The sequence below is a fragment of the Falsochrobactrum ovis genome, from assembly GCF_003259955.1.
In the GTDB taxonomy this organism is placed as follows: domain Bacteria; phylum Pseudomonadota; class Alphaproteobacteria; order Rhizobiales; family Rhizobiaceae; genus Brucella; species Brucella ovis_A.
This window is the reverse complement of the sequence record NZ_QLMK01000001.1, coordinates 289,555-301,794: the sequence shown is the minus strand read 5'-3', so window position 1 is coordinate 301,794 and position 12,240 is coordinate 289,555. Positions and strand designations below refer to the sequence as shown.

The following is a 12,240-nucleotide window of genomic DNA, read 5'->3' as shown; positions in this document are numbered from 1 at the left end:
CGGCCCACCGGCGGAGGAACCGGCGGACCGCGGGTCAGGTCATCGGGGAGGGGGAAATGACCTGATGGGTAACTATCGACGCCTAACGCCCGGCAAAATGCCCGCGCTTACGTGCTGGCCCGATATTAGACCAATCCGGCCCCGGTGCGACACCGGGTTGAATGACAGGACCCGGGCCCCAGATGGGGATCGAAGGATGCGGACTAGGTTGAACAGGAATCCAATGGCGACGATGAGGACGATGCGGATACCAATGCCCTCCCCGACGCCAATCCATCGGACCATCCCAAAAAGGATTATCGCGCGGAAGAGGGGGATAGGAGTGGATCACAATATCCAATTGCGATCGCGGATTATAAGCGGGCCGCGGCGCATAGTTTCGTGCCCGCCTCGCATCTGACGCACGAAGATAACGAGCCGAAACCCATCCATAAACGCCACCGGCATGCACCTGACACCAGCTGCCGCGGCACTGGCCCATATCGACCCGATAGCCCGCAGGGAGGGTAGCAACTTTTACGAAATCAACGCCAGGCCCCGAGCGCACATTCACATTGGTGGCCACGGTTGCGGTGCTGGCAAAAGCAGATACTGACAGACCTGTAAGCAATAAAGCAGCTAAGGACCCTGCCAGGGAAATCCTCTTAAATAACGCCATCGGAAAAACTCCGCTAAATTATATTAAATTATAATAATTAAGCACTTAATACTTGTAATTTTATAATTGACATATAGTTATCGCAAGTTCTTTCTAACAAGATGGTAAACAGTAACAATAAGTTACAAGTAGATACAATAAGAATCCTGCCACAGTAAAGCTGGAATAAAACTATACTCACAGATATGAAATAGTGGGGCGCATCTATGTATTTTCGCTGACCCAAGCTGGCGCGACTTAAAACAACAGCGAAAGAAAAAGGCTGGCGCTAGGCCAGCCTCATATTCAGGGAAGATTGCGCACCGCATCGGGTGTCATATGCATTGGCATCATATTGGTATCGAGGTGGTGCATAACCCAGATGGACCCAGCCAATACGATGGCCAGTATGATCACTGCGAAGATCAATGCCAATATATTCCAGCCATTTTCAGATTTCGGATCAAGGTGAAGGAAATAGACCAGGTGCACAATCACCTGAATCACCGCAAATCCAAGCACAATGGCGGCTGTCGTTCCCGGTGTGAAATAACCGTTCATGGCAAGCATGAAAGGAACGATGGTAAGAATGACAGCCAGTACAAAGCCAATCAAATATGATTTGACGCTTCCATGTGCGGCTTGATCGTGTGTTTCATTTGAAGTGCTCATCACAATACACCCAGCAGATAGACAAGGGTAAAGACGCCGATCCAGATGATATCCAGGAAGTGCCAGAAGAGGCTAAGACACATCACACGCGTCCGGTTCTTTTCGGTAAGGCCATCGCGTTGAAGCTGGCCAACAAGCACCAGAATCCAGATCAGGCCCGATGTAATATGCAGACCATGTGTGCCTACCAGCGTGAAGAAAGCAGACAGGAAAGCGCTACGGCCCGGCCCAGCATCAATAGAGATCAGATGATGGAACTCATAAATTTCCATCACAAGGAAGGCGGCGCCAAGCATGAAAGTGACGCCCAGCCAGCGAAGAACTCCTGCCTTGTTATTTTTGTACATGGCGAGCGTCGCCATGCCATAGGTCACACTGGAAACGAGCAGGATCATGGTTTCGACCAGCACGAAATTCAGATCGAAAAGATCGCGCCCCGTCGGACCGCCAGCAAATTGATGCGCCAGAACGGCATAGGTGGCAAAAAGACCCGAGAAGAGAATGCAGTCGCTCATCAGGTAGATCCAGAAGCCAACGAGTGTCGTTGACCCTGAATCATGATGGTCTTCTTGAACGGGATATTCGTTTCCGCCCTTGAACGGGGCAGTCTTGGTAAGGCTAGCGCTCATGGATTAAGCCTCCTGCGCTTGCAGTTGCCGAGTGCGGGCATCTTCAATGGACTGCACTTCTTCGGCCGAGACATAATAGTCTCTGTCATTGTTAAAAGAATGGATGATTGCGGCGCCCAGGACTGCAAGTCCAGAAGCAATCGCCAGCCACCAAATATGCCACACCATTGCAAAGCCAAGCGGGACGGTCAGCATACCGATGACAAAACCAGCGCCGGTATTTTTTGGCATATGAATGCGGGCAAAGCTTTTGGTGCGACGCACATAGCCATTCTGCTTCATGTCCCACCAGCTATCGTGATCGCGTACATGCGGAATTTCAGCAAAATTGTAGAATGGTGGTGGCGAAGAAAGCGACCATTCAAGCGTACGGCCTGAACCCCATGAGTCGCCATTGGTTTCACGCAGCCTTTCGCGATCGCGGATCGAGATCATGATCTGCAGAACCTGGAACACGATACCGCACAGAATGATTGCCACACCGACCGCAGCAATAATCAGATAGATATGCCAAGCAGGGTTTTCTGTATGGTTGAGACGACGGGTCATGCCCATCAGGCCCAGTACATAAAGCGGAGCAAAGGCGAGAATGAAGCCGACGAGCCAGCACCAGAATGCTTTACGGCCAAGGCCTTCATGCAGTTTAAAGCCAAAGGCTTTCGGCCACCAGTAGATCAGGCCTGCAAAACAGCCAAATAGCACGCCAGAGATGATCACATTATGGAAGTGCGCGATCAAAAACACCGAATTATGCAGCACAAAATCCGCAGGCGGAACCGCCAGCAACACACCGGTCATACCGCCGATAACAAAGGTACACATGAAACCAATGGTCCAGAGCACCGGCGTTTCCATCCGGACGCGGCCTTTATACATGGTGAAGAGCCAGTTAAAGACCTTAGCCCCGGTCGGGATAGAGATGATCATGGTTGCAACACCAAAGAAGGCATTGACGCTTGCGCCGCCGCCCATGGTGAAGAAATGGTGCACCCAGACCAGAAACGACAGCACTGTGATGGCCAGCGTTGCGTAGACCATTGATGTATAGCCGAAGAGCCGCTTGCTGGAGAAGGTTGCGATAACTTCGGAGAAAACACCAAAACAGGGCAGAACTAGAATATAGACTTCCGGGTGTCCCCAGATCCAGATGAGGTTCACATACATCATCGGATTGCCACCGGAATCATTGGTGAAGAAGTGGAAATCCAGATAGCGATCAAGCGTCAGCAGGGAAAGCGTCACCGTCAAGATCGGAAAAGCTGCGACAATCAGAATGTTGGAGCAAAGTGCAGTCCAGGTGAAAACTGGCACCTGCATCATCCCCATTCCGGGCGCACGCATCTTGATGATAGTGGTAATAAGATTAACGCCAGAAAGCAGCGTTCCCATTCCGGAAATCTGCAACGCCCATAAGTAATAATCCATTCCGACATCGGGACTGAATTCTTTGCCGGAAAGCGGCGGATAGGCCAGCCAGCCAGTCTTTGCGAATTCACCCACGCCAAGCGAGATATTGATCAAAACCGCACCGGCAACCGTCAGCCAGAAGCTCAGCGAGTTGAGATATGGAAAAGCAACGTCGCGGGCGCCAATCTGCAATGGCACGGCGAAGTTCATCAAACCTACGATGAACGGCATTGCCACAAAGAAGATCATAATAACGCCGTGGGCGGTAAATATCTGGTCGTAGTGATGGGGCGGCAGAAAACCTTCATTGGCCCCGCTAGCAATCGCTTGCTGCGCACGCATCAAGATTGCGTCCGAAAAACCACGGAACAGCATAACGAATGCTAAGATAATATACATGATGCCGATCCGCTTATGATCGACAGTGGTTAGCCAGTTAGTCCAAAGGACGCCCCACTTTTTATAGTAGGTTATAGCGGCGAGAAGAGCGACACCTCCAACAACTATCCCAAGCAGAGTGGTTAAGATGATAGGATCGTGGAAGGGTATCGCTTCGAGCGTTAGTTTTCCAAACATTTCGTTTCTTGCTTCGATTGGAGTGCGAATTACCCAAAAGCCCCGGAGCTAATCCCCGAGGCGGCTGGGTATCGACAAATCAGTTTTCAAGCTGCGACATGCGTTGAGGCTGGATTGCGCAAATGATGTCATCCGCCCACTGGCTGAAATCGACGGGAGAGGAATTGCGCAGATCTGCACGCGCATCCCTTACCAGTTTCTCACGATGCATTTGATCATCAAGGCAGACAGATTTGCCATCCCAACAACGGTTAACAATGCCATGAAACAGCGACTTGTCCGTATACGCAAAATACTGCACCGGATGTTTTTCGCTGGGCTGCACCAGCGAAGCATAGCGCTCGCGGTTCAAATCTTGGCCAGATGCCTTAACCTCGGCCACCCATTTATCAAAATCTTGCCTATCCAAGGAAAGGGCTTTGAAACGCATTTGGGCGAAGCCTTGGCCGCTATAATTTGCGGAAATACCGTCAAATTCGCCGGTCTGATCAGCAATCAGATGCAGTTTCGTCTGCATACTGGGCATTGTATAGACCTGGCTACCGAGCACGGGGATGAAGAACGAATTCATCATATTGCTGGAAGTCAGCTTGAAATTAACCGGCACACCCACAGGCATGGCCATTTCATTGACCGTGGCAATTCCATAATCGGGATAGATGAATAGCCATTTCCAGTCGAGCGAAACCACTTCAACATTAATGGGTGGCACGTCGGAATCAATCGGACGATATGGGTCCAACTTATGTGTGGCGATCCAGGTTACCGTGCCGAGTGCTATAATAATAGCAACCGGAATCAACCAGACCGTAGCCTCAATCTTGTTCGAATGATGCCAATCCGGTTCATATTCCGCCTCTTCATTTGTGGAGCGGTACTTCCAGGCAAAATAAAGGGTCATGAAAATGACCGGCAGAATAACGATGAGCATCATGCCCGTCGCAAAATATATAAGATCGCGTTCTTCCAACCCGACCTGACCTTTGGGAGAGAGCAGGACCTGATTCTCGCAGCCAACGAGAAAAACAGCGAGGGTTAAAACGGCGAACGAAATGATCGTTCGGGGGGTGCCGTGTTTCATTGGTTTTTCCATCTAGCATCCGGAAGATCCGGCGCATATGCGATTTCTTAGTTTTCGGTAAATTCTGAAAATTCCGACCGTACCGATATAGCTATTATCGAAATTTGTCACCCTTTAGTTGATAATTTTGCGTGTCTGAATTGTCGCGCCCTGATGATATTTCAGGTCAAACTACCGAAATAATTGGCTATTTTCGCGAAGAAAGCAGCGTTGCAAAAAAGAAAACATTTAGCCTGCCTTTGCCAAAAAGGAGCGCAAACAAGGCCAATTTTCGATTTTATTTTGTATTTTGATTTCTGCAGATCGGCCAAGCTTTGGGTTTCAACCCGGTCTGAAACAACCCGGTAAAAGCTGGATCATTGGCAAATTTCACGCCACGCCGCTCAAATATATTCAGCAAATAATTCACAATGCGTTTCAGCAGCGTTAATTAGCAAAGTCTCTATCACGCTGTGGGCATATTCTTATTCCCTACAAAACAAAAAGGCCGGGATTTTCCCGACCTTTGTTTTATCAAGTTCCATGCCAGTACATCCGTGGTCATGGCTCTCGATAATGTCCGATACAAGCATATTAAAGCGTCGCTGTATCGGATTTATGACATCATTAATGTGTTTTAGCCCGACTGCGCACCGTGCCCGCGATCTAGCTTCAGGCGGCCATAGGGGCTTCTGCCTGAATACGATGGTTGTAATCCCACACCTCAACCAGACAATCATGCATTAAATCGAGGTCTACGGGGCCAATTCGGGAAAGCACCAAGTCGAGTTCGTCTGGCTCTACGCCTTGATTGAGAAGCTCAACGATTGCCTTTGTGAGAACTGCTTTATCATCAAATCTATAGCGTTGCATAAATTGCTCCCCTGGCTGGGTACTGCTGTATCAAACAATAGGGCCCTATGGTTAACATAGGATTAAAAAGACAAATTTTTTGCGAAATAATAGTTCTTTAAGTAATGTAAAATCTGGAGAGTGAGTTTCTTTTGCCTGCTCGACTATACAGATGCTGGAAGTCAAATCACTCCTAAAAATAGATCGCTTTAACTATATTTAAGAAGAGTGAAATAACCGTATTCGCTTATAAAGTTTGGGCTAGTTTAAAGCCGAATATTGCAATATAGCTGCGTCATTCTGGTTATTTCAGCGGGCGGATTTCACAATCATTTGCACGATACAGCGAATCGGGACTTTGGAAGGCTCGCCTAAAGCAAGGCTAGCGATCCACCGCCCCGGTTGCGCGCGCGTCCCAGCCACCCAGTAGGATTTGCTTGGGTTTTTCTGGCTCTAAATCAAATGCAGCATATGAGAATTTGATTACGCGGCAGAATGCCGAAACTTGAAAGAAAACGCCGGGGGAAACCCCGGCGTTGAATGCGAATATTAGTCGAGGCCGACAATCTTGCCTTCATCCCAGCTAAAGACGTCGAAGCTTGGTGAGGTGAGATCACCGGTGCCGCCATAGGTCAGTTCACCGATGACTGTTTCGATTGGCTCACCCTCATGCAGCACTTTTGCAACCGCTGCTGCGTCTTCGGTGGTATCGGCCCGCTCCATGCCTGCCTTAAGCACCTGAACAGCCGCATATGCATTCATGGTGAAAGCTTCGACCGGAATATTTTTCGCAGTCAGCGCATCAACCGCTTCTTTGGAAGCTGGGTTTTTTGTAGCATCCACGGCATTGGTGAAGAGTGTTCCCTGCGCCGTATCACCACCAATAGCCCAGTATTCCGTGTTGGAGAGACCCTCTCCGCCAAGAATAAGGGCATCAAGTCCGGCATCGTGTAGCTGACGTGAAAGCAGGCCACCTTCACCGTGATATCCGCCGAAGTAAATGACTTCTGCATCAGCGGCCTTTAGTTTGGTGACCAGCGCACTGAAATCCTTATCGCCCGGCGTTACCGAATCATAATGAACTTCCGTGACGCCACCTTTATTAATGGCCTCCTTAAAAGCATCGGCCAGTCCTTTGCCATAAGCGCCCTTATCGTGGACGACAGCAACTTTTTTGTCTTTAAGGTTCTTCAGGTAGTAATCGGCCATCACGTCGGCTTGCTGGTCGTCACGTCCACAAGTGCGAAAAACGGTTTCAAGACCACGTGCGGTCAGATCGGGCCCAGTGGCCGTTGGCGTAACCATCAAGATACCGTTTTCAGCAAAAACGTCCGAAACGGGAATTGCAACGCCCGTGGTTACCGGACCGACAACGAATTTGATGCCATCACCAACCAATTGGTTGGCTGCGGAAACACCCTGCTTTGGTTCACCTGCGTCGTCAGCGAACTTTAAAACGACTTTTTCGCCCTTAATACCGCCAGCAGCATTGATCACTTCTACTGCAGTTTCGGCACCTTTCTTAACCTGATCACCATAGGCAGCAACAGGACCGGTCAGTGGTGCGACGACACCAATTGTAATATCTGCGTATGCTGCGCTGGTGAAGCCTATCGTTGCAGCGAAAACAACGCTGGAAAGCAGTTTCCGATTCATATTTTTCTCCTTCGGCGAGGCTTTTCTGGACAGCCTCATCAATCCCCGTACTGCAACGCCAATGTCTGTGCATTGGGTTGCTGACCCCCAACCTTTGGCGTGTTTGATGTGCCAAAGGCATGTAATACCAAAAATCAATAGCGTGAGCCCAACTGCGCTATAAATATAATCAAAACCGTCATGGTTTTATTGTCTTTATTATGCGAAGCAGAGTCTAGCTTTCGTAATATTATAAGAATGCATTTCCAGCCGCTGATTGCAAGGGGCCAGCACGCTGTTAACGCCAGGAAACTGCCTGCGGGTTTCAACGAGTTTGAACGAAGGTAAAAATCGTTTAGGCAAGCAAGTTAGCGCGGGTTTATCGCGTGCTCGCTGCCTGAATAGGCAGAGCTTAGGCTTCAACGAAATCGAGAAACTGAGCGTTGACGGTAAACGGGAAGGCAGACGCAGAAGCGTTGTAAACTTCCATTCCTCCGTCGCTGGATCATCACAGAAGCTGAGAGGGCAGGACAACCAGAAAGCACTATCTCACAGTTGTCGGCCACAAGGAAGGCCGCAAATCCGTCACCTTCAAACTGTGCTCCTGTAGTTCAGATGAACACTGTGTCGAGGCTGTGAGGTTTCCTCTGCGTTCTTAATTTTGCCTAGATATCCCGTAAATAAAAATTATTCAGTTTTCTCAATAGCTTCGATAATTTTCAAAAGATTTTTCTGTTCACTCGCAACAATTTTCTCGAACTTGGAATAAGCCTCAGAAATAGTTTCATGCTGCGAAATCGCGAATAACAACTTTTCCGGCTGAGCCGTTAGATTATCAAAATTCTTTGGGAGCCTCGTAAGGTCAACAGCACCCACTCCTTCTTGAAAAGAAGGAATGTCTAACGCCAAAACCTTCAGTTTTTCTCTAACAGAATAATCAATATTAGATGATATGGCAGTAAGGAATGCTTGAACGATCTTTTCCTTCGGGTAAGGAAGCTTACTTACATCCCGAACCTCTAACGGCTGAAGGTTGGACGTTTCTACGTAGGAAACAAAAGAGCGAATAATCGTCTCTGCTGACGAATTTTCGTTATTTTCTTTTGAACTCTTTTTAGGAGTTTTTGATCTCTTTAGATAATTAAAAGGCCACATTGCCCCCCCAAAATTAACTATATTGCTTTTTGATAGGAAATAATCATGAAATAAGGAAATGAAAATCACCATTGTGGGTAAAAATCGTGACTACGCGGATTTCATTGCTGTTGAAGTCGAATATTGAGAGTACGCTGTTGCTGTCATTCGTTATTTCATGACCATTGCTTTCTCATTGGATTATCAAGACATGAGGACTTGGTCGGAACGATTGTTCGGAATCATCTCGACACAATGGCTGTAAATATTGAAATGTAGCAACAATATGTATGGGAAATTATGTTGGTGGAGCCAAGCGGGATCGAACCGCTGACCTCCTGCATGCCATGCAGGCGCTCTCCCAGCTGAGCTATGGCCCCATCAGACCTCTTGCGAGGGAATACAAAGCAGAAATGCACTGCCCTGTCGAGCGGCTTATTAAAGGGCAATATCAGGAAGATCAAGAGCTAAATCGCAACTTTCACACTGATAATGAAATATTTTGCGCTTCCGCGCCATAAGTCTCTAAAAAAAACCCATAAATCCCGGAAATAAAACGAAAAAGCGACCCAGAGGCCGCCTTTCCGCTTGTTGCTTAGTGAAGAGAATCAGACGTCTTCATCATCGTCGCTGACGCCGCCGCCGATAATACCGACAACGTCATCATTCTCGTCTTCCTCTTCCTCAAGGAATGCATCCTCATCGTCATCGCCAAGATCAACGTCGTCATCAAGATCCGGAATATCCTCGCCACCCTTGGCTTCGTCATCGGCCTCTTCAAGCGAGACGAATTCAGGCTTTTCGAGAACTGTATCCAGTTCTTCCTCTTCGGCTTCTTCTTCAGCACGCGCTTCCGCTACGGTCGCTTCGAAATAAGATCTTGGATAGGAAATCCCAGTATAGGGCGATACAATCGGATCACGATTGAGGTCGTAAAACTTCTTGCCCGTCTCCGGGTCGATGCGCTTGGTACCAAGTTCAGGTTTTGCCACGTCTAGCCTCGTTACTCTGAGTTCCCCGTCCGCATATTGCGTAATATGCTATTTTGTTCAGCCGGGGCCACAAATTAATTTAAATACCGCGCCTGAAACGCTTCTATGGTATCTACCAAACACGCTCCCGGCGAACTTGCTCACAATCCAATCTTGCAGACAAGCTAATCCGGGCAGCGCAGACGCGCTTTGCGATGTTGCCCGGTGCATAAACGCAATTTGCTGCCTTTGTCAAAGCTAAAGACAGTTTCCATACTTACTCTTTATCTCTCATTGTCGTAAACAGTTTTTTCGCTCGCTTAAAATGCTCGAAAAACACTGTGCTTTTCTGTGATAAATAAGACCTGTGCACGATTTATAGTATGGCGGGGTGACCCGGTCGGGAAGCTATGCTAGGGAAGCTGCGCTTTCTTCAATCCCGGCGTCAGATACGCCAAAAATGAGACAGTGAAAATCGATGTCCCATTCCTCACCCCTGAAACCTGCTACCGCCCACCGCTCAGAGGGTCTATCGGGCGATATTCGCATTCCGGGCGACAAGTCCATTTCTCATCGCTCCTTCATGTTTGGCGGCCTGGCCTCGGGCGAGACCCGCATTACAGGCTTGCTGGAAGGCGAAGATGTCATCAATACGGGCCGCGCTATGGAAGCCATGGGCGCAAAAATCCGTAAAGAAGGCGATGTGTGGATCATCAATGGTGTCGGCAATGGTTGCCTGTTGCAGCCAGAAGCACCGCTCGATTTCGGCAATGCCGGAACCGGCGCACGCCTCACCATGGGCCTTGTCGGCACCTATGATATGACAACGACCTTCATTGGTGACGCGTCCTTATCCTCGCGCCCGATGGGCCGCGTACTCAACCCGCTAAGAGAGATGGGGGTGCAGGTCAAGGCCGCTGAAGGCGACCGCATGCCGCTCACACTTACAGGTCCAAAGACAGCAAATCCGATCAGCTATCGCGTGCCGATGGCATCGGCACAGGTTAAATCAGCCATATTGCTTGCCGGGCTTAACACGCCGGGCGTTACGACTGTCATCGAACCGGTTATGACACGCGACCATACCGAAAAAATGCTGCAAGGCTTTGGTGCTGATCTGACGGTGGAAACAGATTCCGCTGGCGTTCGTCATATCCATATTGTCGGGCAAGGCCAGCTTACCGGCCAGATTATCGACGTGCCGGGCGATCCATCCTCAACCGCCTTCCCGCTCGTTGCTGCAATTTTGGTTGAGGGTTCTGATCTCACCATCCGCAATGTGCTGATGAACCCAACACGCACGGGTCTGATCCTCACGCTTCAGGAAATGGGTGCCGATATTGAGGTGCTCAATGCTCGCCTTGCGGGCGGGGAAGATGTTGCGGACCTGCGGGTGAGATCGTCAAAACTCAAAGGCATTGTTGTTCCGCCCGAACGTGCACCATCAATGATTGATGAATATCCTATTCTCGCCATTGCTGCAGCTTTTGCCGAAGGCGAAACCATCATGGATGGGCTTGATGAATTGCGCGTCAAGGAATCAGATCGTCTTGCAGCCGTTGCGCGCGGACTTGAAGCCAATGGCGTTGATTGCACCGAAGGCGAAATGTCGTTGAGCGTTCGCGGACGCCCGGATGGTAAGGGAATTGGCGGCGGCACTGCTAAAACCCATCTTGACCACCGTATTGCCATGAGCTTTCTCGTAATGGGTCTTGCATCGGAAAAGCCTGTGAGCGTGGATGATTACAAGATCATTGCGACATCCTTCCCCGAATTCATGGATATGATGGCGGGGCTTGGTGCAAAAATCGAACAAAGCGACGCCGAATGAAAAACTTTATCGTCGCCATAGATGGACCAGCGGCGTCGGGCAAAGGTACTCTTGCCCGCCGCATTGCTATCCATTACGGAATTCCGCATCTTGATACGGGTTTGACCTATCGCGCTGTCGCTAAAGCGTTGCTCGATCAGGGGTTGCCACTTGACGATGAGCGGCTGGCAACTCAAGCTGCGGAACATATTAATCTGCTTAATATGGATAAGAATATTCTCTCCGCGCATGAAATTGGTGAAGCGGCATCAAAAGTCGCAGTCATGCCAGCGGTTCGTCGCACTTTGGTTGATGTGCAGCGAAAATTTGCCAATAAGCTGCCTTCAAGTGTGCTTGATGGCCGTGATATTGGAACAGTTGTTTGTCCCGATGCGGCGATAAAACTCTTTGTCACCGCTTCGCCTGAAGTGCGCGCACGCCGGCGATTTGATGAAATCACGGCGCGGGGATTAAGCGCGAATTTTGAGGAAATTTTTCGCGATATCAAACAGCGTGACGAGCGTGACATGAGCCGAAATGATTCTCCACTCCGGCCCGCAGCAGATGCGCACTTGCTAGATACGAGCGAAATGAGTATAGAAACGGCATTTCTAGCAGCAAAAAAGCTGATTGATCACGCTTTAGCGCAGCATAGCGCATAGTTTTCCGGGTTTTTCCTGGGATCGTTCAGTCAAAACGCTGGATTAATGGGATTACGGCCCTAATTAGGCTGCTCTCGTATTGATAAACCTGACTTCGCGCTCCACGCGCCGGTGTCTTTATAGACGGGGCCGAGATCAGGTATAACGCAACGCTAACCCCCGGCGCCGCATCCGATGTTTTTTCATACCGGATGC

The 12,240-nt window shown here is 49.4% G+C and carries 11 protein-coding genes and 1 tRNA gene; 2 read left to right on the top strand and 10 right to left on the bottom strand.

Going from position 1 to position 12,240, the window contains the following annotated elements; translation table 11 throughout:
* Positions 1 to 82 precede the first annotated feature (82 nt).
* The 10 genes from C7374_RS01435 to C7374_RS01390 form a co-directional block, all read right to left on the bottom strand.
* A complete protein-coding gene (locus C7374_RS01435) occupies positions 83 to 658 on the bottom strand; it encodes an SH3 domain-containing protein (protein WP_111573823.1) in 576 nt (191 codons plus the stop codon).
* A 285-nt stretch (positions 659 to 943) separates the two neighbouring features.
* The gene (gene cyoD, locus C7374_RS01430; protein WP_111573822.1) at positions 944 to 1,309 is read right to left on the bottom strand and encodes a cytochrome o ubiquinol oxidase subunit IV; all 366 of its coding nucleotides are present in this window, start codon (positions 1,307 to 1,309) and stop codon (positions 944 to 946) included.
* Positions 1,309 to 1,938 carry a cytochrome o ubiquinol oxidase subunit III gene (gene cyoC, locus C7374_RS01425; RefSeq protein WP_111573821.1) on the bottom strand — a complete coding sequence of 210 codons (630 nt, stop codon included), beginning with the start codon at positions 1,936 to 1,938 and terminating at the stop codon, positions 1,309 to 1,311. Before cyoC ends, cyoD begins: the two co-directional genes overlap by 1 nt.
* A gap of 3 nt (positions 1,939 to 1,941) precedes the next feature.
* Positions 1,942 to 3,921 carry a cytochrome o ubiquinol oxidase subunit I gene (gene cyoB / locus C7374_RS01420; RefSeq protein ID WP_111573820.1) on the bottom strand — a complete coding sequence of 660 codons (1,980 nt, stop codon included), beginning with the start codon at positions 3,919 to 3,921 and terminating at the stop codon, positions 1,942 to 1,944.
* A 79-nt stretch (positions 3,922 to 4,000) separates the two neighbouring features.
* The gene (cyoA, locus tag C7374_RS01415; RefSeq protein WP_111573819.1) at positions 4,001 to 5,002 is read right to left on the bottom strand and encodes a ubiquinol oxidase subunit II; all 1,002 of its coding nucleotides are present in this window, start codon (positions 5,000 to 5,002) and stop codon (positions 4,001 to 4,003) included.
* 651 nt (positions 5,003 to 5,653) lie between these two features.
* Complete coding sequence (locus C7374_RS01410; protein ID WP_111573818.1) at positions 5,654 to 5,854, bottom strand: hypothetical protein; 201 nt, start codon at positions 5,852 to 5,854, stop codon at positions 5,654 to 5,656.
* Between the two features lie 528 nt (positions 5,855 to 6,382).
* Positions 6,383 to 7,489, bottom strand: coding sequence for a branched-chain amino acid ABC transporter substrate-binding protein (locus C7374_RS01405; protein WP_111573817.1), 1,107 nt, complete (start codon positions 7,487 to 7,489; stop codon positions 6,383 to 6,385).
* 666 nt (positions 7,490 to 8,155) lie between these two features.
* Positions 8,156 to 8,695: a hypothetical protein gene (locus C7374_RS01400; protein ID WP_111573816.1), complete on the bottom strand. Its 540-nt coding sequence runs from the start codon at positions 8,693 to 8,695 to the stop codon at positions 8,156 to 8,158.
* A gap of 211 nt (positions 8,696 to 8,906) precedes the next feature.
* Positions 8,907 to 8,982, bottom strand: a tRNA-Ala gene (locus C7374_RS01395).
* A gap of 228 nt (positions 8,983 to 9,210) precedes the next feature.
* Positions 9,211 to 9,594 (bottom strand): TIGR02300 family protein, encoded by a 384-nt coding sequence (locus C7374_RS01390; RefSeq protein ID WP_111573815.1) that lies wholly within the window; start codon positions 9,592 to 9,594, stop codon positions 9,211 to 9,213.
* A gap of 457 nt (positions 9,595 to 10,051) precedes the next feature.
* Here C7374_RS01390 and aroA point away from each other — a divergent pair, with 457 nt between their 5' ends.
* Together aroA and cmk are read left to right on the top strand one after the other, a co-directional pair.
* Positions 10,052 to 11,404 (top strand): 3-phosphoshikimate 1-carboxyvinyltransferase, encoded by a 1,353-nt coding sequence (gene aroA, locus C7374_RS01385; RefSeq protein ID WP_111573814.1) that lies wholly within the window; start codon positions 10,052 to 10,054, stop codon positions 11,402 to 11,404.
* Positions 11,401 to 12,045 carry a (d)CMP kinase gene (gene cmk / locus C7374_RS01380; RefSeq protein ID WP_111573813.1) on the top strand — a complete coding sequence of 215 codons (645 nt, stop codon included), beginning with the start codon at positions 11,401 to 11,403 and terminating at the stop codon, positions 12,043 to 12,045. Before aroA ends, cmk begins: the two co-directional genes overlap by 4 nt.
* The last annotated feature ends 195 nt before the right edge of the window (positions 12,046 to 12,240 follow it).

What these genes read in the sequence shown, in the direction of transcription:
- cyoA (WP_111573819.1), bottom strand. Translation starts at nt 5,002, where the DNA reads ATGAAACACGGCACCCCCCGAACGATCATTTCGTTCGCCGTTTTAACC.
- C7374_RS01435 (WP_111573823.1), bottom strand. Translation starts at nt 658, where the DNA reads ATGGCGTTATTTAAGAGGATTTCCCTGGCAGGGTCCTTAGCTGCTTTA.
- cmk (WP_111573813.1), top strand. Translation starts at nt 11,401, where the DNA reads ATGAAAAACTTTATCGTCGCCATAGATGGACCAGCGGCGTCGGGCAAA.
- C7374_RS01410 (WP_111573818.1), bottom strand. Translation starts at nt 5,854, where the DNA reads ATGCAACGCTATAGATTTGATGATAAAGCAGTTCTCACAAAGGCAATC.
- cyoC (WP_111573821.1), bottom strand. Translation starts at nt 1,938, where the DNA reads ATGAGCGCTAGCCTTACCAAGACTGCCCCGTTCAAGGGCGGAAACGAA.
- cyoD (WP_111573822.1), bottom strand. Translation starts at nt 1,309, where the DNA reads ATGAGCACTTCAAATGAAACACACGATCAAGCCGCACATGGAAGCGTC.
- aroA (WP_111573814.1), top strand. Translation starts at nt 10,052, where the DNA reads ATGTCCCATTCCTCACCCCTGAAACCTGCTACCGCCCACCGCTCAGAG.
- C7374_RS01405 (WP_111573817.1), bottom strand. Translation starts at nt 7,489, where the DNA reads ATGAATCGGAAACTGCTTTCCAGCGTTGTTTTCGCTGCAACGATAGGC.
- C7374_RS01400 (WP_111573816.1), bottom strand. Translation starts at nt 8,695, where the DNA reads ATGGTGATTTTCATTTCCTTATTTCATGATTATTTCCTATCAAAAAGC.
- cyoB (WP_111573820.1), bottom strand. Translation starts at nt 3,921, where the DNA reads ATGTTTGGAAAACTAACGCTCGAAGCGATACCCTTCCACGATCCTATC.